The organism is Arcticibacter svalbardensis MN12-7 (assembly GCF_000403135.1).
Lineage (GTDB): Bacteria > Bacteroidota > Bacteroidia > Sphingobacteriales > Sphingobacteriaceae > Arcticibacter > Arcticibacter svalbardensis.
Genome location: NZ_AQPN01000101.1, coordinates 37,844 through 56,302, shown reverse-complemented (window position 1 = coordinate 56,302; position 18,459 = coordinate 37,844). Strand labels below are relative to the sequence as shown.

The window sequence follows — 18,459 nt, the reverse complement described above, 5'->3', positions numbered from 1 at the left end:
ATGGAATTTTCAAAAAAAGGAGTTTTCCTGTTTTGTGCAGGACTAATCATGCTTAATCTCCTAAGCGCCTGTAGTACGGTAAAGCCGTATCAAAAAAACCGATTAAATGATGCTGATATGGCTTTATCAGCGCGAAAAATACAAAAGTTCGAACAAAGTTTCCAGTTGTACCGCGAAGGCGGATCAGGTGCTAACGGAGGGAAAAGTGGTGGAGGTTGCGGCTGTAATTAACTATCTGATCTAAACATGAAAAAACTCTATCTGTGTATTGCTGCACTTTACCTCGGTATGTTCGGCACTTATGCACAAAATGTACATCAACTTCCAAGTGGTGATACTTCTCAGTATAAATCACGTAAACTTCATTTCGACGAAGCCAACTTCGTTTCAGCCTATTACCATCAGGATGGTAATAACTCCGCTGTAACCGGTGGTATTGGTACTGAAAAGTTAACCGACATTGCTAATACATTTGACTTGCAGTTGTCTAAGTACAACAAACAAGGCAAAAAAAATACCTTCCTATTTGAGTTAGGCGTAGATCATTATACCTCTGCTTCATCAGATAAAATCGATCCAAATAGTATTTCTTCTGCTTCTATGTCTGATATCCGGATCTATCCATCCGTAAACTGGACGCATTCGAATGATGAAACAGGCAATTCTTATGGTTTTACCGGCTCCTATTCTCAGGAATATGATTACCAATCCCTTGGTGCTGGATTTAATTTAACCCGTTTATCAAAAAATAAAAACACACAGTTTGACTTTAAACTGCAGGCATTTTTAGATACATGGAAAGTCATCCTGCCAGTTGAGCTCAGAACAGATGGTTATGGATCAGGATCAGAAGGCGACTCGCGAGGAGTAGGGTCAGAGCCAAGAAACTCATTCAATGCTTCATTCGGTCTCTCCCAAGTGATCAACAAGAGTCTGCAGGTAGAGTTAATTGTCGAACCCGCTTATCAGCATGGTTTACTGGCAACGAAATACCAGCGAAATTACTTTACAGATGGATCTTTACGCGCAGAAACCTTACCCGACAACCGATATAAGTTACCTATCGGAGCAAGGTTGAATTATTTCTTAGGTGATCGATTTGTAATCCGTACTTTTTACCGGTATTATATGGATAACTGGGGAATAAGGGCACATACTGCAGAAATAGAAGTACCGATTAAATTGAGTTCATTTATATCCGTAAGCCCGTTTTATCGGTATAACAATCAAAAAGGAACGCGCTACTTTGCTGCTTATGGCCAACATGATCCAACTGTACAATACTTTACTTCCGACTATGATTTATCAACTTTAAACAGTAGTTTCTACGGTACTGGGATCCGATTTGCACCCCCTAAAGGTGTCTTTGGTTGGCAACATTTGAATATGCTGGAATTAAGATATGGGCATTATAGTCGATCCACAAATTTGACATCCAATATTATTTCATTAAACTTGAAAATCAAATAATCAGATGGAACCTTTTCTTAAATTCATTTAAAAATTCAATCATGGCAATTATTGAACCTGTCCACAAGGATGTCGAAAATTTACCGCAATATATAAAGAATTCTTCCCCACTCCGATTATGGCATTGGCTTAGTGCCATTGCTATCTCAGGGTCCTTAATTACGGTATTAATCAATTCTACCTTATTTGAGGGACCAGCGATGAGAGCAACGCAGGCTGCTAAAGAGCTATCGCATGAGCTGCAAGAACGTGTTTGGGGTGTGCATATCTACTTTGGATATGCCGTTGCAACACTATTTTTATTCAGGCTTATTTTGGAGGCATTTCAGCTTAGGGATCAAAAATTTTCCATAAGTCTTAAAAAACTCTACCAGAGATTTTTTGTAGCCCGGCAACGCACCTTGTTAGTACGTCATGGATTAACGGTTAAGATTCTATATCTAGTTTTCTATCTTCTATTAACCATCATGGTAGTAACCGGTTTATCCCTCGCATTTCATAACGAACTAGGCATTCCTAAACCATTGAGCCATAGCATAAAAGAAGTGCATGGGTTTTGTATGTATCTTATAATCGCCTTCATTCTAGTACATATTGCAGGTGTGGTTATGGCGGAGAGAAAAGAGAGTAACGGAATTGTATCCGACATGATTAACGGAGGTAAAAATAGCTAATCTTTAATTTTTTAAAATTGACGTAAAAACATAAGTCCAGTATATCCTTGTTGATGTACTGGACTTATTAGTGTATTTACTTGCTTACCATGAAACATTTTCGATTTAATATAGGGATAGACCCAGTAAGAAATTTTAGTGGAAAGAATTCCGTAACCGGCACCCGCAATAACATCACTAAACCAATGCGCTTCATTATACATTCTTAAAGCTCCAGTCGCAGTAGCAGCAGTATAACCCATGATACTGTACCATGGAGATTGATCTTTATATTCCTGATGAAGAAATTCTGCAGACATAAAAGCTGTTGCGGTATGGCCAGAGGGAAAAGAATGGTAATTATCTCCATTTGGACGTAAGCGATGTGTTGCTGACTTCGTTGTGCCAACACTAACACTCATGATTGCCCCAGATAAAAGCAATAAAGCCGAACGATCTATTAAGTTGTGTTTACTTTTGATACCTGCTAAATCCAATCCATAAACCGCAACTATGGGGGCATATTGAAGATAATTATCAGCATGCAGTGCAAAGTTAGGGTGGTCTTCTCTAAGTTCGGCATTCGTACTAAAATCAAGCTGACCTAGTAATTTACTATGTAATGCTGAAAAGCCATAAGCGATAGCAACAGCAGGAACAATTAATCCTTTTAATTGTGGAGATCGATAGGGAGTAAATTCGCTTACATTTAACAGGGTATCTGTTTCTTGAGAATTTATTTTTTGTGCGTAACTAGTTGAAGTGGATAAAGCCAACCAAACTATGATTAGGCTTAATTTCATTTGAATTTGAGTCAAAATAGATATATCATTGTTTATATATCTAAGTTATGACCCAATTCTGAAGAGATTCTGAAGAGATTCTGTAGAGATTAAAATCCTACTCCCCCCTATCGACTTTTAAGTTTAAAAGGAGGATAGGAATCAATCATTAGAACATGGTTTCATTATAGACAGATTAATTAAAAAATTATTGATTATAAATTTGGAAAGGCAGAAATTGATCAGTTCGGCGACATTTGGGAAATTATAAAGTGCGCAATTTACCGTAGGAAACAGTATGGCTACCCGAACCAATTCATATTAGAAAATGACATGAAGCAAGGTAATGTTTATGTGATTTATAGTGGCAACCCGTTGTGCGGTTTAAATAGGATACAAATATGAAGGAAGTAGGGGAAAATAAGTTGTGCATATTACTGCAAAGCAGTAACTTAAGAAAAGATTCAAAGCTTTCTTATATGTACTACCTAAGAACTAATTTCGTGAAGATTCCTGATATTTGAAAATCTGCAAAGCTGATGTTTTAGTATCAGATGGGAACTTCTTCAAGTACAGGCTTTTACATAAACTCTCTGATATTGAATTAGTTGCGCTCTCTATTACCTCAGAGACATTGGGGATTGACTCTGAAAATTTGTTGTTCTCTAAGTTAAGAACTGAATACCGGGCAGATTTTCCCAATCTGATAGACCGGTCACAATATAACCGGAGGCGCAAAAGGCTGCAGGATTATATTGCCCTGGTCGCTCAGCCTATGGCAGAAGTAATCAATCCCAAAAATCATCAATTTATTATTGATTCTATTCCAATACCCATGTGTCAGAATGTGAGGATCTCAAAAACTAAAATGTGTAAAGAAGATCAGGTAAAACCATCCAGAGGACACCATGCTTCGCACAAGCTCCATTATTACGGGTTAAAATGCAACTCATTACTTCTAAAGCAGGAGTGCCTGTTTCAATGGGAATTACAGCAGCAATGTGCATGATATGAATTACTTATCTTAGCTTAAAAAGATGTAATGATCTAATTGTGAGTTAATTGCAGATATTGGATACCTATCTCATCCTTACCAGACATCATTATTTGAGAAGGATAAAATAAAGTTTATTACGCCATTAAGAAACAATATGAAGAAGCTAGTCTCACTCTGGAATCCCGGCATACAGCTATATGAGAAAACGAATTGAAACTTAGTTTTCTCAACTTTGTGATCATCTTTTTATCAAGAGGAATTATGCCAAGTCCTTAAATGGTCTTTTAATCAGAATGTGTTCCAAAATAAGTAGTGTAGCTGTTGTGCAATACATCAATTTCAAAAACAACAAACCCATTAATCATTTAAAACATGCACTGGCGTTTTAAACCGCACAAAGGGTAGTGATAGTGATATTATCGGCTATTGTGCACTTCTTAACTATCAACCTGCATACGCTGAAATATAGGGCAAGTGGTTAACGGTTAGCGATTTTCTTGTTTTTCATAGAGCCGCTATATCAGAAAAGCACCTACGTTAAGGGTTTTCTAAAGTGATAATGAGATTTATTGAATCATTAGCTGTAGGCCAATAGTGTCCTATACGTTTTAGATATTAATAAAAATCTTACCTATAATTGAATTAAGAGGCTATTGGGAGGGTTTCCAAAAAAGAATCCCCCGTAGGCTGTTATTAGGATGCACTTTTGCTGGTTCATCAAATGGTTTATCCAAGCATTTCTGAAAGTTTATTTTAACAAAAATGTTCAGCCTAATGAAGGCGATCAGATTTGATAGGTACCAGTTATACTGAGCCATAGCCTTGAGCGCTTTTAAGATGAGTATCGTAATTAGTGCGGTCCAGATCTGTATCATTACCGCATTTTCTGTTGTTCCCACGAAGGATCTAATATGCAGGTCCTGTTTAATTTCCCTTAAAAAAAAACCTCAACCTGCCAGCGGCTTTTATAAAGTTTGCTAATCGTGTTTGCTGTCCAGGTCATTTGATTGGTAATGAGCTCTATGGTCTGCTTGTTTTTCTCGTCCCAGATTGCCACCCTTCTGAGTTTCTTACCGTATTTTTTTCTTAGAGGCAGGAGTTTTGAGTTCAATCCGTTTATCTATCATGATATGCTGATGCCTGTTTTCAGGAAGGGTGATTTCGCCTTTTTGGTTCGTACTGAAGGTTTTCTTTGTGCCTGATGACAATAAATACACCCTTGCTGTCCCGGACATTCAGCAGATAGAAATCATTGTAAAAACGGTCTGCCACAATCCCTTATGAAAGGAACCTCCTATGCCCCCTTTATCATCGGCCGTTTTGCCATCTGTTATATGCACGTAAGCCGGCAGATTGATCCAATAAGGTATGCATTTTAACACCTCCTTTGGCTGTTTTGTACTTTGTCCAGTCAAATAAGGACAGGCATAGACTAATAGTTGTAGAGTCCAGCAAAAAGATTTTGGACTTGATCCTGAATTTCACCTGCTTGAACCCGGCCTGCTTTTCCAGACTTTCCAGCAGGCAGAAATAATAATCTTTAAACAGGGTATAATCGCTATGCTTGTTCTGGCAGCTGACACTTGATTTTGAAGGTGCCTTTTGTACCCATATGATTTACGTTACCTGTAGCAGAGCGAAGACCATTACCAATATCACGTACCGATTGGCTTTTCGCAAATTGGCGGAAAAAAATCAAGACCAGATGCGTCCAGCTGGTATACCCCTTATTACGCTTGTCTGTTCCTTTTACGGAAGCCAGTTTATTGAACTTTGATCAGTCTAAATGGCTATAATTTGTTAAATAATGTTATATTTATCATCGAGAAAAGAGGATTTTTTTTTAACACGAAGGTGACTTTGTGTTAAAACTTTTCCTATCTCTTTTTTGCGTTTAGGACGCTATTGATTAGATATACATGTCAGGTAAAAATTTCCCGTAGGGAATAAATATCGATAGAACATGAAAATTGCTTGAAACAATTTCCCGTAGAGGATAGACTTAGAAAATATGAATGTCCCTCGACAATTAAAATCGTTTATATATGCTTACTCTATTGATATCTAAGTTCTACGAACTGAATCGCATTAAATATAAAATTTTACATGAAAAGATGGTGAATATATTTTGAGTGTTTATAAACTATAATTCGTATAAAACAATAATACAACCAATAATGAATCAATTAAGTCGTTTTTTACTTTTAAGCATCCTGTTCACTTCATTTAAAATGCAAGCTGTAGAATATCATGTTTCAAAAGATGGTAATGATTTTACAAATAAAGGTACCCAAAGTGCACCTTTTAAAACTATTTCGAAAGCAGCACAAATTGCTTTTGCTGGCGATAAAGTGATTGTACACAAAGGTGTATATCGCGAGTGGGTGAGTCCGGCAAATGGTGGATTAAACAACTTTACCAGAATTACTTATCAGGCTGCCGATAATGAAGCTGTGTGGATAAAGGGCTCGGAAGAAATTAAAAAATGGGTCAAATACAAAGGCAATGTCTGGAAAACAGTTATTGATAATGTTATGTTTGGTAATTTTAATCCCTATCAAATAAAACTTGAAGGCGAATGGTTGCTAAATACTTACGGCATGGATCACCATTTGGGCGAAGTGTATTTAAACGACAAAGCACTGTACGAAACCGATAGTTTGTATAAAGTGATGTTGGAGAGCCCAATGGAGAGAACTGGCAACCCAGAAGCATCTAAATATAAGTGGTACTGCGAAAGCAACGAAGAATTCACCACCATTTATGCCAATTTTAAAGGCCTGAATCCAAACAAAGAATTGGTGGAGATAAATGTTCGTCCAGCAGTATTTTTTCCAAAAAATCAAGGGTTAAATTATATAACCGTTCGAGGGTTCAATATGTGCCATGCAGCAACACAGTGGGCACCGCCAACTTCCGAACAATTGGGTTTAATTGGGCCAAACTGGAGCAAGGGTTGGATTATTGAAAATAACCTTATTTATGAATCGAAATGTTCAGGTATTAGTATAGGCAAAGAAAGAGCTTCGGGGCAAGATATGTGGACAAAAGGCAAACGCAAACATGGAACTCAAACCGAGCGTGAAGTGATATTTAAAGCTTTGCAGTTGGGTTGGAGCAAAGAAATGATTGGTTCTCATATTATTCGTAACAACACAATTCGTGATTGTGGTCAGACGGGTATTGTGGGACATATGGGATGTGCTTTCAGTGAAATTAGCAACAACTTAATTTATAATATCAATACAAAGCGTCAATTTTGGGGTTACGAAACGGCAGGCATCAAACTTCACGTGGGCATTGATGTGCTTATAAAAAACAATTGTATACATGATAACAATCGCGGTATTTGGTTGGATTGGGAGGCGCAAGGTGCAAGAATTACAGGCAATGTGTTGTATAATAATACCGACGACGAAGATTTATTTATCGAGGTTTGCCATGGACCGCTGATTGTTGATAACAATTTGTTATTGTCCGAAAGATCATTGTTAAATGCCTCCGAAGGAACAGCCTTTGCACATAATTTAATCAAAGGCAGTATTCAAATGCGTGGCACAACTCGTTTTATAGCCTACCATTATCCTCATTCAACCCAAGTTATGGGTGTAATGGGTTTCCCGCAAGGCGACGATCGCTATTACAATAATATTTTTGCTGCAGAGCAGGATACTTTTCCTAAAAGTACATTCTCAGGTTTAAATGCGTACAACGAATATCCTGACGCAAGTTACAAATGGAAATTCGGTAAAGGTGCTGGTTATTATGATCATAAGCTTCCTGTTTTTATCAATGCCAATTTGTATTTAAATAAAGCGTTGGCTTCGAAAATTGATATTTCACCTATTGAAAATAAAAACTTAAAACCAGAAATAAGCATTGAGCAAGAAGGTAATAACTTTTATTTGAATATTACTTCCGACGAAACATTTACGAAACAGAATTGCCCATTGGTAACTACTGAAATGTTGGGTGCTTCCTTCCAGGCAGAATCGCTATACGAGAATGCAGATGGCTCAGCCCTGACCCTTGATAAAGATATAACTGGAGCTTGTCGAGATGCCAATAAAGCATTTGTCGGGCCAATAGAAAAACTACAGGTGGGAAAAAATAGAATAAAAGTTTGGGGAAAATAATTGAAAATAATCATTAGTGTCCGGTAAAACCGGGATTAGTATTTTCTAGTTGTCCCATTTGATTTGAAGGGTCCTTTTTTAGTTATTTTAAAAGGTAAGCCCTGTTCTATGTGAAAAGAAAATTTTGATTGCGGACCTGGTCTTCTCCTATAACATTTCTCCAGCACCCTTCCTGATCTTCCAGGAAGGGATAAATATCAATATAATTCATCAGCTGTTTGCGAATCAGTGATACCATATTAGAAAAAGCCCATGCGCGCTTTACCTTGTTTTAACCAATGTGATCAACAGATTAGCCAGCATAGCTGCCCATATTTGTATTTCAATGGCATTCTCATTATCCCCTAAGAAATATTTTAGAGGAAAATTCTGCTTTAGCTGTTTAAAAAGCAGCTCTATTTACCATCTCTTTACAACCATGAACCAACGGTCAGCATAAATTTGTGTTGAATAGAACTCTTTTGAGACAATCTCGCTATGTGTTCTTGGTCTTATCACTTTATTCAAAACTATTGTGGACTATTAGGTTCGAAATATATCAAAAACAAATAACATTGTTATTTAAATAATGCGAATCAGTAGTTGAGATTAGATACAAACTTCAGGTAATAAATAATAAGAATAATATAATGTCTCAATATTCAAGTAATTGACTGTATATCTTTATTTTGTTAACTAGTCGAGTCTTAAAATTATATTAAATATTTGATTACAAAGGGATATTTGGCAATAACATCAACATTATGCTTGCTACCGTAGATTTCATCTTTAAAAGGATGATGAACAAATGGAAATCATCTCTTTTTGACCTCTTTTTTAACTCGCTCAAGCTTGTCATATTCATCTTTAATAAATTGCTTGAAATACAAATAAAATCAGATCCAAAACAAATTAATAACTTTAAAACAAAATGGACTTTTTAAGGCTCGACTATTTAAATATAAAAAGAATATGAGAAGAATTATTGTTGTAATTGCAATTTTCGCTACTATGTCATTGCAAGCGCAACTAAAAACATCGGTTGGGAAGCCTGATTTTTCCGACTGGCAAGGAATTTCAAAAGTCAGCAAAAACGAAGCTGTTTTCAACAGCGGAGAAACTATTCAATACCGTTATCCAGAGGGTAAAACTTACAATACTGGCTTTCGTAAATTTTACGGAAATGCTTCCAACTGGAACATTTATAAAGGATTATCGTTTGAAGTTTATTTAAAATCGGCAACATCTGCCAAAATTGATATTTCTTTAAAAGTGGCGGAAGAGGATGCCGATGATTTAAATCCGATAAGTAAAGCTACGGTTCAAATTCAGGGCAAAGGCTGGCAATCGGTTTATGTGCCTTGGGAAATTCTTGATACAAACAAAGGACAAGTTGAAGGTACACTTCAAGGTATCAAAGAATTGAATATTGTTGCCAATGTAGCTAATAGTTCTAAGTTGAAAATCAGAAATGTAAATATCACAAAAGGGCAATGCATTTCATTAAGTGCGCCTATACAAGGTAAATCCGTTGTTGCCGGAGGAAAGTTAAGCTATGAGTTTGAAATAGGAAATACAACCGATCAAAAGCAAATGGTACAACTTTCTATCCCTAAAATGGGTTGGGAATCGATGAAAACAAAGTTGAATCCTGAATTTGTAGAGCTAGCACCTAACGAAGTAAAAAAGTGTCAACTGGTAGTTGAACTGGCAGCTTCAATGCCGCAAGGTTCGCGTGAAAAACTACTAATCAAAGCCATAGCTAATGGTAATGGAGCATCTGCTACTACGCTGGAATTTATATCTGCAGTTGCTGTACCCTATCCAAATATTGTTTTTAGTGCTGATAAATGGCAGGAAGTAAAAGACAAAATAGTAAAATACGATTGGGCCAAAGAAGGTTTAGCAGAATACGAAAGAAGAGCAACAAAATGGAAAGTGCCCGAAATCGCGGCAGAACTTTCCAATGCCAATGCATACATGGGTCGAAATTTATTTCGTTCGGAAGAAGGAGATGAAGTAATGAATTGTGCTATTGCTTATCAACTGACTTCTAAAAATGAATATGCCAAAAAATGTGCTTTGTTTATTCGTAGGTTGATCAATGTTGAAAATGGTTATCCAACAACTTTAAGGGCTAATAATATCAATTTTGTAAAAGAGGGGGGTTTTTTTCAGAATGTAGCCCGAGCTTATGATATGGTTTATCATAGCGGATTGTTTACCGATCAAGATAGAAAATTGGTAGAAAATACTTTTCGTTTATACATTGAAACAGCTCAAATGGGTAATGCAACCGGTGGTATTGGAAACTGGGATGTAGCCGAGCTTACTGGAGCATTGTATTGTGCTTTAGTTATTCAGGACTGGCATCTGGCAGAAAATATCCTTTATCGTCCAACCGGCATTTATGGTCAGTTTGCGCAGGGAGTAATGAGCGACGGATGGTGGTACGAATGTGCAGTCGGTTATAATATTTGGGTGGCAAGTGAGTTTTCTGAAATTGCTATTGCACTTCAACCTTGGGGAATTAACTTTAAAGATCAACAAATTCCTATTGGAACAACCAAACATTATTCCCTAATGCCAAATAGAATTAAACCGGGATTGTACGGTATGGATTTTATGAAATGGGGAACTATAAATAAAAATGCTGTTGGTGTTAAAGATATGTGGGATGCAGTGGTGCCTATGTTGGATTATCGCGGAGTATTGCCAGCTGTAAACGATGCGAAAGAGGATCAAGTTGCAGGCGAACCTTTCGAGTTGGCTTATTATTTATACCAAGATCCGGAATATGCAGTAATTATCAACCGCAGTAAAAAACGCAGTTTATTGTATGGCGTGCCTAATTTACCTGATGTAGTTTCCGAGAAAGCAAAACAATCTACATTTGCCGATAATATTGGCGTAGTGCAATTACGTACACAAACCAAAGGTCGTGAGCAACGTGAGCAAATTCAAGCTGCTTTGCATTATGGTTCGCACGGTGGTTATCACGGTCATTTCGACCGCACAAATTTCTTGAGCATGATGCGCTATGGTCGTAGTTTTTATAATCCTGAAATGTTTTGGTACGGATATTCTTCTTATTTATATAAATTTTTGGTTCAAACTTCTATCAATAAAAACATGGTGGTAGTTGATCAAAAAATGCAGGAGCCAAAGGAAAGTTTTAAAACGCTTTATTATACTGGCGATATGATGCAAGCTACTGTTGTTGAAACTAATACTCGTTGGAGCAATCCTCCTTATGGCGGTATGCGTTATGGCGATGAACAAGGAATTAGCTTTGAGCAAAAAACCATGTTGGATAATCGATCCATTTTTGTGCCGAAAAATGCTCCAAATTATGGCGAATGTACCGATTATACTGAACCTGTTTTGCAACGCCGTTTGATGGTAATGATGGATGATTATGTAGTGTTGGCCGATTATATGAAAGCCGAAAAAGAACATATTTACGATTGGTTGTTTCAAATTAAAGGCTTTAAAGAAATTACTGCCAACAAAAAAGAATTTATTCGTCATGATAATCAGATGAATACCGATCCGCTGAGTAGTGCGCAATTTATTACCGATTGTAACTGGATTAAAACGGTAGGAAATTCGCGTGCAAAATTTGAAATGTGTTGGGGTAAAGGTTGCGATATTGAAGGCGGTCGTTTGCCGTTTAGCGAAGATGGTCCGTTGAAAATAGATATTTTCAATGCATGGCCGCTGCAAAATGAGATCATGATTGGAACTGCTCCTGAAAGTTTTGGTGTAAACAAAAGACTTTGGTACACCGTAAAAGCAGACAATCAAGTATTAGTAAGCGATAGTACCGGTGCATGGATTTTGGGAAGTAAAGATATATTGTTAAATGTGAAGGGTAAAAAAGAATTGGTGCTTACCACCAAAACTAGCAAACCCGAAAACAATACCATTTTCTGGGGCGACGCTAAACTGATTTTGAGCGATGGTTCCGAAGTGTATCTTTCAACATTGCCTGTAAAATATAAAAACTTGGCTATGCCAGCTGCCAAAGGCAAAGATTATTACAATGGCCCCATAAAAATAGCAGGCGAATTGATGGAAAATTCAATGCCTGGTATGCCCGAAAAACAAAATGAACGTGCTGAAATTACCATTGATTTGAGTGGTTTAAATGCGGTAAGTTTCAAAGCAAAATTGGGTGGTGATTTCCCGTTGGGTGATGAATCGGCTCGTAGGAAAACAATAGCCGTGCGTAGTAAAGGCAAAGATGCACACTATTTGTCGGTTATTGAGCCTTATGAAACTAAATCCGTTATCAAATCGGTTACAGCAAAAAGTGCCACCGTGCTTGTTGTTGAATTATTGGATGGCAGGGTTCAAGAAATAACCCTTTCTGGTTTTGATGGCGATGGCAAAAGCATGCAAGTTTCAACAAAGGAATTTGTTAATGGATCCCTTGTAAGAGAAGAAAATACACATTAAACGATACACAATACAAAAAAAGCTGTAATGATTATCACAAAAAAAATCAAGGTAAGATCAAATCCATTAATTATTGGCATAGCATTATTGTTGATGCTTGTGTTAACCTCATCATTGGCATCTGCTCAAACCACCGTAAACGTGTCCACACTAGCCGAATTGCGTTTGGCAGTGCAATACAGCAATCAACACATCGTTATGAAGCCGGGTAAGTACACCATTACCGAATTGCCCGATCAATCCCGAAATTTCCCTTGCTCAGGGAATAATAACCTCATTGAGATGACTGGCGTTTATATTAAATTCCCAGTAGGCGATGCCAATGGAGCTTATTTTAGATTGACTGGCAACGAGATTACCCTAAGAGGTGGCGAATATGAAGATGTATATAAAAATGGTATGACTGAGGTCACTGATTTTGGCAGTTATAATCAGGATCGTGTGAATTTAGCAAAGGGTCAAAAAGGCGGTGCACTAATCATTATTCCAGGCAATAACAACAAGGTTATATGTATTAAATTGACCGCTAGAGGCTCTTTCCCTTATGGTTATGGAAATATTTACGGTATAGGGGGTGGCAATGCGGCAGGTCTGGACAAGCGATGTGGACTTTTGATCCACGGAAAAAACATAACCATCGATAGCTGCGAATTTCAACATCAGGCATTTGGACATGTCATATATATGGGAGGTGGATATGACAAGGTCTTGATTAAGAATACGCTGATTGAAGGTAGGGTCAGACCAAGTAACGATCTTTATTCTGAAACGAATGATGGTGATCTGCCCAAACGATTTGACTACAAAGTGCAGTTTGATGTTCTCAAAGGACTACCCATTCCCCACGACAAGATGTTGAATCTCACCGAAGACGGCATTAGGGCTTATCCTGGATCAGGTGATGTTACCGTAGAAAATTGCACCATTAAGAAATGCCGGTCAGGAATAAAACTTTATATGACCAGCGGAAAAGCCATAGCCAGAAATTGCACCGTACTTGATTGTATTGTTGAAGGTTATTCCATGCCCAGTGATGGTAAAGTGATCAATTGCAGAGGAAATGCCGCTTATGGACCACTGATCTACATCCACCCTGCCGATAATTTTTATCAGGTTGAAGCGGCTCATCGAAGTGTCATTGAACTTGAATTGTTACCTTCACCACATGCGGTAGGCAATCATGTGATGGCCGCCATTCGTGGAACGAATAACATTTTCAAGTTCACTCAAGCTGCTAGTCCAATTGATGCGGTTTTACGCCCCATTGTGGTGGGTTACTATTCGCAGTTTGAGTTATTAACCACCGAATTCCCGGGTGTACCCAAAGGATATAAGCAAAATTATGAAAGCAACAAAGTCGATTATGAAGCAAAAGAAAATACTATTATAAATGAAACAGAATACCCTGTTATATTGGGTGAGCATTCGGAATACAACAACGTTACAAGCTATGGCAAGATAGTTGATTATGGAAAGAACAATGTAAAATTTCGATAAAAGAGCTTCTAGTTAAAAAAGTTTTCTTAAAATGAGAGAAAACAACATGTAGAAAACACTAACAATAAGAACATGTCACATATCAAAAAAGTTGCCTTATTCGGGTTAAGCATGGCAATGCTTACTTTGGCAAGTGCGAATACAGTGAAAGACTCCCTTCAATTTGGAAATCAACAGTCCGAAAATTTGCATGGCGTTAAAGCTGAATTAAGTGAGATAATTAATGGAAAATTTAATTTATCTGCCAGAAAATTGCTTCCTCCAAAGGAAGAAGGATGGAGAGGAGGTCGGATAAGTTTTAACGTGAACGTAGATCCTGACAATCCCAATTATATAACCGCCAGGTTTTGGGGGGGCGATATAAATGAAGAACAAAGCCGCCTGATGCTATTTATCGATGGCAAACAGGTGGGGCAGCGCCATCTGGGCGAAATCGACCAACTAGATATCATGTATAACTACCCTCGAAATCCCACTAATTTCTTTTATAAAACGTTCCCCTTGCCTGAAAACATGACCAAAGGTAAAAAAAATATTGAACTGGCTATTGAAGCGCAAGGGCCAATTTGGGGGTACGGTGGTACATTTGAGAAATACCAAAAACCAATGACTCAGGCATCTCGTGGTATTTACGCTGTTTACATACATACCGAACCATACCTGGAACTTCTATATAACTCTAAAAACACGGAGGCTTGGGATGATTTACAAACACCGACTGAACCTGGAGAGGAAGTTCTTGACTATGTAAAAGAAAAAGTTAATAAGGCCATTGAAAAAGATTTAAATGGGAAGGATAAAATTGAGGTCGGAGGCATTCACTTTCTGGCTAAAGCATATCTGGTAAAATGGTCGGCAGCCTATAACAAGGCACAGGTTATCGATAAAATTGCAAAGGCAATAAGCATTCATTATGCCGAGTTTAAATCTAATCCCGATATAGTTGGAAAAACATGGGAAGGGTATGGCGCAATAGGCGATGCTATTTCGTTGTTGGCAAAGCCTTTAGAGCCTTATTTAGACAAATCAATTGAAGGCACTGGCAAAAGCACCAAAGAAGCATGGAGTGAGATGTTGCTGGCTTCACGAAATTGGCATATCCAAAACCGTCGTTCCTACACAAATCAATCCATGATTGTTGATTGGTATATATACCAATGCAACCGAGGGATTGCTGTTTTAACGCCCGAAAAAGCGTGGCCCGAAAAAAAAAATACTTCACATATTGTATGAATCCATTGGACTACAACCATGGAGTGGAAGTTGGGATAAAAATGACAATCCATCGTGGTCGAAAGGTAAAGATTTCATGCAACTTACCGACAAGGGTTTAACCAAAGAACTGGGGTATGTTGGAGCTTATGGTGAAGTAAATGACATTGTTTTGGGTATGTATAATTCCAGCAGACCAACTTCGGAAGCGGAAGGAGATCCTACGTTAAAGGCGCAGTTAATAAAAATTGCAAAGGCCAGAACCATATTTCGTTATCCCTTGGTAAATGATTACAACCAACGAACAATGGTTATTGAAAGTATCATTGGATGGAGAGATTGGTACTACCCGGGAAGTGTGGCATATGATCAACTTTCGTCTCGCGATGGTGGCCCTCTGGAAATAGCTGCCGCAACTTTAAACCCCGTTTTGCTTGGATACGGGCAACAAATATTAAACGACAAACAATATTTCAAAACGCTAAAATCAAGAGCGAATGGCAATAGATACAGCGAATTAAGCAGCTTGATGGATGCTCCCCAGGCTTATGCCAAGGTGATGGCGCAAGCTCCTCAACCAGCACGCTTGCCAATGACTCCTGGCCAGCCCGACTTTGTTTTTGCTGATCCTCAGGATGGGGTGTTGGCCTTAAAAAATGGCAACAATGTTATGTATGTATCCTTGTACTGGAGAGCGAGGTATGCCATAAACAATCTTGCCCGGGTACATTACCTGGGCCCTGATTTTGAACGAGATGCCACCATACATATTCATACTGAATTCAACAACAGTGGTTTATTATATACTCTACCCGATCTAACAGATGCACCTTTTAGCAAAGGCAGAGAAAAGGACTATAAAGATGTGGGTATGTACCTTGCAGTAGCTGGCCAACAACAACCGATAGCTAAAGTTCCTGCTGATCAAACCGATTATGAACCCGGTAAAGAGAATATTTTTGCAGGTAAGGGTAACTTTTACACCATGCAATATGGTCCTTATTTAATTGCCATGAATTGCACCAAAGATAAATCATACTCCCTTAAAATTCCAACCAAATTTAAAGGGTCTAAGGATTTGGTAGAAGCCAAAAGTATTAAAACAGACAATATAACTATTAAACCTATGCAAACTGTTGTATTATTTGTTGGATAACAGGATTATTGGGCCAACTCTGAAAAGAATGAAACCTGCATGCAGGTTTCATTTATTCGAATAAATAGTATATTATATTGTTACATTTATTACAAAAACTGAGCGTACGTAAAATGCAGTCGAATGTGTACATTAATGCGTATTCAATGTCAGGATAGGAAGAATATAAATAAAACAAACAATCGAATATGAAACGAATAGTGATACCAATTATCACTTTTTCCTGCCGTTAAGTAGTTCTCTCAAGAGAAAACAAAATGAAATGGTGGAGCGAAGCAAAGTTTGGAGTGTTTATCCACTGGGTTGTTTATTCTGTACCTGCCGGATAAAATAAAGGCCAACCAGTCAAAGCTATCGGCGAATGGATTATGAACCACGGTAAGATTCCTATAGCCGAATACCTGCAGTTTGCTAACGAATTCAATCCAACAGGCTTTCAATACCAATGATTGGGTAAAGATCTCCAAAGATGCTGGAATGATATACATTGTTATCACGGCTAAGCATCACGAAGGATTTGCCATGTGGCCTTCCAAGGTCAATAAATGGAACATTTAGAATGCGACACCATGGCACTATGATCTTTTGCAACAACTTCCAGTAGCTTGCCGTATGGCGGGCATCAAGCTTGGTTTTTATTATTCGCAAGCGCAGGACTGGAACAATGGCGGTGCTACAAATGGTGCCAAGTGGGATCCGGCGCAAGAATACATTATGGATGATTACATTGATAAGACCGCCGTGCCACAGGTAAAAAAGTTACTAATAAATTACGGTTCGAATATCCCTGCTGTGCTGTGGTGGAATACACCGAAAAACAACATCAACCACGAACAAGCCCATAAAATATTTAATACGGTGAAAAACTCCGTCCCGGTTTCCATGGCATCCACGACCGAACAATAGCTCCTGCATCTTCGTGATCCATCAATACCCATTCCTTCTCGCCATTTTTCTCTTCAATGCGCACAAAGTTGTGATCCGCATCACTCGAATTAAAATCTTTGTTGGTAAACCAACCGACAGGCTCATTTGATGTTACCGAAGCACGATTGTAACTACTTTGTTGTTTTAAATAGAATAGCGTTACTGGAAATTTCGCAATGGCATTTCTATCCACCATTTCATTTAAAAGAGATGAATACTAACTACAGGCTTTTTATCTGCCGCTTAATATTGAATATATTTACAAGTAAACAGCAATAATTAAACTTCTAAGTTGCATTTTCATTGATATTTCAAATTGATTTGTTAAAACTTGAAATCTAATATTATTTTGTGTAGATCTTAAAATCTTTATAACGAGCAGAACGTGTAAACATGTGACGTAAGCCAATTCGTCCTTCTTCAGGTGATTGACCTTCCTTCAGCTTCCATGAAAACAACTTGGATTGCTTATTGCCAACAATTTTAAAATACAAATTGGTTTTAGTTTTTATTACTGTTATTTTGTAAGTGACATTGGGCAAAAATAAACCTGTTTTAAATGCAGTTTCAGGTATTTCAGTTTCGCTAAACTTACGACCTTCACTTATTGGATATTTCCGAACCCTGATATAATCGTTTTGGGGATCTTCATTTACCATAGGGAATGCCGCTAAACTGATATGCAACGGATTCATGTAATTGTAATAAATGCCCATTTCAGGTACTTCACGAAGTTTATTCCATTTCGAAATATCTTTATCATAAGGACCCGTTCCAATGCCTTGTGCCTGGATGTAGAGAATATTGACATTCACTACAGCACTGTCGGTACGGGTGTAATAATACTCCAATTTGATATCGCCTTTGTACGATTCTTTACTCCAAAGAACGCCATGATGCGCGTCATTGCGGTTTTTGGGTCCAGCTATAAAATTCATTCCTGAATCCGATTGTTCTACTTTGGCTATCAAACCGTCTTTGAACCAATTTTTCTCCCAGTTTTTTGTGCAAGGATCATTAAGTTTCAACTTCCAATATAGTGAACGGTTCACCATATTGAAAGCTTTTTCATCCTGACTTTTTACACTTTGTAAAAACAAAGCAAGAACGAACACCAAACCAGCATTTAACATCAGCTTGATTCTACTTTTATTTTTGAATATTCATATTTCAAAATTTATAGTGAACG

The 18,459-nt window shown here is 37.8% G+C and carries 15 protein-coding genes and 1 pseudogene; 11 read left to right on the top strand and 5 right to left on the bottom strand.

Features of this window, described 5'->3' with window-relative positions:
• Genes ADIARSV_RS13685 through ADIARSV_RS13675 form a run of 3 tightly spaced genes read left to right on the top strand, consistent with a single transcriptional unit; the run spans position 1 to position 2,144 of the window.
• On the top strand, positions 1–231 hold the full coding sequence (locus ADIARSV_RS13685) for a DUF4266 domain-containing protein (protein WP_016196162.1): 231 nt from the start codon (positions 1–3) through the stop codon (positions 229–231).
• Between the two features lie 15 nt (positions 232–246).
• Positions 247–1,470, top strand: a complete 1,224-nt coding sequence (locus ADIARSV_RS13680; protein ID WP_040300109.1) for a DUF3570 domain-containing protein — start codon at positions 247–249, stop codon at positions 1,468–1,470.
• 41 nt (positions 1,471–1,511) lie between these two features.
• Positions 1,512–2,144, top strand: coding sequence for a cytochrome b/b6 domain-containing protein (locus ADIARSV_RS13675; protein WP_016196160.1), 633 nt, complete (start codon positions 1,512–1,514; stop codon positions 2,142–2,144).
• Positions 2,145–2,155: 11 nt separating this feature from the next.
• On the opposite strand, the gene ADIARSV_RS13670 is transcribed toward ADIARSV_RS13675, so the two are convergent.
• Entirely contained in the window at positions 2,156–2,926 is a 771-nt protein-coding gene (locus tag ADIARSV_RS13670; RefSeq protein ID WP_016196159.1) for a phosphatase PAP2 family protein, read from the bottom strand.
• Between the two features lie 499 nt (positions 2,927–3,425).
• Between ADIARSV_RS13670 and ADIARSV_RS20690 the strand changes: the two genes are divergently transcribed.
• On the top strand, positions 3,426–3,914 hold the full coding sequence (locus tag ADIARSV_RS20690) for a hypothetical protein (RefSeq protein ID WP_052017024.1): 489 nt from the start codon (positions 3,426–3,428) through the stop codon (positions 3,912–3,914).
• A gap of 1,058 nt (positions 3,915–4,972) precedes the next feature.
• On the opposite strand, the gene ADIARSV_RS22195 is transcribed toward ADIARSV_RS20690, so the two are convergent.
• Both ADIARSV_RS22195 and ADIARSV_RS23230 read right to left on the bottom strand, forming a co-directional pair.
• Positions 4,973–5,137 (bottom strand): hypothetical protein, encoded by a 165-nt coding sequence (locus tag ADIARSV_RS22195; protein WP_016196155.1) that lies wholly within the window; start codon positions 5,135–5,137, stop codon positions 4,973–4,975.
• A gap of 323 nt (positions 5,138–5,460) precedes the next feature.
• Complete coding sequence (locus ADIARSV_RS23230) at positions 5,461–5,664, bottom strand: DUF4372 domain-containing protein (RefSeq protein WP_200864757.1); 204 nt, start codon at positions 5,662–5,664, stop codon at positions 5,461–5,463.
• A 415-nt stretch (positions 5,665–6,079) separates the two neighbouring features.
• Between ADIARSV_RS23230 and ADIARSV_RS13655 the strand changes: the two genes are divergently transcribed.
• From ADIARSV_RS13655 to ADIARSV_RS23220, 7 genes and pseudogenes are all read left to right on the top strand, one after another.
• Positions 6,080–8,038: a right-handed parallel beta-helix repeat-containing protein gene (locus ADIARSV_RS13655; RefSeq protein WP_016196154.1), complete on the top strand. Its 1,959-nt coding sequence runs from the start codon at positions 6,080–6,082 to the stop codon at positions 8,036–8,038.
• Positions 8,039–8,989: 951 nt separating this feature from the next.
• Positions 8,990–12,478: a hypothetical protein gene (locus ADIARSV_RS13645; RefSeq protein WP_016196151.1), complete on the top strand. Its 3,489-nt coding sequence runs from the start codon at positions 8,990–8,992 to the stop codon at positions 12,476–12,478.
• A 27-nt stretch (positions 12,479–12,505) separates the two neighbouring features.
• Complete coding sequence (locus ADIARSV_RS13640) at positions 12,506–13,975, top strand: right-handed parallel beta-helix repeat-containing protein (protein ID WP_016196150.1); 1,470 nt, start codon at positions 12,506–12,508, stop codon at positions 13,973–13,975.
• Between the two features lie 72 nt (positions 13,976–14,047).
• Positions 14,048–15,208: a hypothetical protein gene (locus ADIARSV_RS13635; protein WP_016196149.1), complete on the top strand. Its 1,161-nt coding sequence runs from the start codon at positions 14,048–14,050 to the stop codon at positions 15,206–15,208.
• The gene (locus ADIARSV_RS13630) at positions 15,201–16,343 is read left to right on the top strand and encodes a hypothetical protein (protein WP_016196148.1); all 1,143 of its coding nucleotides are present in this window, start codon (positions 15,201–15,203) and stop codon (positions 16,341–16,343) included. Before ADIARSV_RS13635 ends, ADIARSV_RS13630 begins: the two co-directional genes overlap by 8 nt.
• Before the next feature lie 257 nt (positions 16,344–16,600).
• A complete protein-coding gene (locus tag ADIARSV_RS23225) occupies positions 16,601–16,672 on the top strand; it encodes an alpha-L-fucosidase (protein WP_152439890.1) in 72 nt (23 codons plus the stop codon).
• A gap of 148 nt (positions 16,673–16,820) precedes the next feature.
• Positions 16,821–17,249: pseudogene (locus ADIARSV_RS23220) on the top strand (alpha-L-fucosidase).
• On the opposite strand, the gene ADIARSV_RS21555 reads toward ADIARSV_RS23220, so the two are convergent.
• Together ADIARSV_RS21555 and ADIARSV_RS13620 are read right to left on the bottom strand one after the other, a co-directional pair.
• Positions 17,194–17,466, bottom strand: a complete 273-nt coding sequence (locus ADIARSV_RS21555; protein WP_016196146.1) for a hypothetical protein — start codon at positions 17,464–17,466, stop codon at positions 17,194–17,196. The pseudogene ADIARSV_RS23220 and the gene ADIARSV_RS21555 sit on opposite strands and share 56 nt — an antisense overlap.
• Positions 17,467–17,614: 148 nt before the next feature.
• On the bottom strand, positions 17,615–18,403 hold the full coding sequence (locus tag ADIARSV_RS13620) for a hypothetical protein (RefSeq protein WP_016196145.1): 789 nt from the start codon (positions 18,401–18,403) through the stop codon (positions 17,615–17,617).
• Between the last annotated feature and the right edge of the window lie 56 nt (positions 18,404–18,459).

What these genes read in the sequence shown, in the direction of transcription:
- ADIARSV_RS13685 (WP_016196162.1), top strand. Translation starts at nt 1, where the DNA reads ATGGAATTTTCAAAAAAAGGAGTTTTCCTGTTTTGTGCAGGACTAATC.
- ADIARSV_RS13680 (WP_040300109.1), top strand. Translation starts at nt 247, where the DNA reads ATGAAAAAACTCTATCTGTGTATTGCTGCACTTTACCTCGGTATGTTC.
- ADIARSV_RS13675 (WP_016196160.1), top strand. Translation starts at nt 1,512, where the DNA reads ATGGCAATTATTGAACCTGTCCACAAGGATGTCGAAAATTTACCGCAA.
- ADIARSV_RS13670 (WP_016196159.1), bottom strand. Translation starts at nt 2,926, where the DNA reads ATGAAATTAAGCCTAATCATAGTTTGGTTGGCTTTATCCACTTCAACT.
- ADIARSV_RS22195 (WP_016196155.1), bottom strand. Translation starts at nt 5,137, where the DNA reads ATGTCCGGGACAGCAAGGGTGTATTTATTGTCATCAGGCACAAAGAAA.
- ADIARSV_RS13655 (WP_016196154.1), top strand. Translation starts at nt 6,080, where the DNA reads ATGAATCAATTAAGTCGTTTTTTACTTTTAAGCATCCTGTTCACTTCA.
- ADIARSV_RS13645 (WP_016196151.1), top strand. Translation starts at nt 8,990, where the DNA reads ATGAGAAGAATTATTGTTGTAATTGCAATTTTCGCTACTATGTCATTG.
- ADIARSV_RS13640 (WP_016196150.1), top strand. Translation starts at nt 12,506, where the DNA reads ATGATTATCACAAAAAAAATCAAGGTAAGATCAAATCCATTAATTATT.
- ADIARSV_RS13635 (WP_016196149.1), top strand. Translation starts at nt 14,048, where the DNA reads ATGTCACATATCAAAAAAGTTGCCTTATTCGGGTTAAGCATGGCAATG.
- ADIARSV_RS21555 (WP_016196146.1), bottom strand. Translation starts at nt 17,466, where the DNA reads ATGGTGGATAGAAATGCCATTGCGAAATTTCCAGTAACGCTATTCTAT.
- ADIARSV_RS13620 (WP_016196145.1), bottom strand. Translation starts at nt 18,403, where the DNA reads ATGTTAAATGCTGGTTTGGTGTTCGTTCTTGCTTTGTTTTTACAAAGT.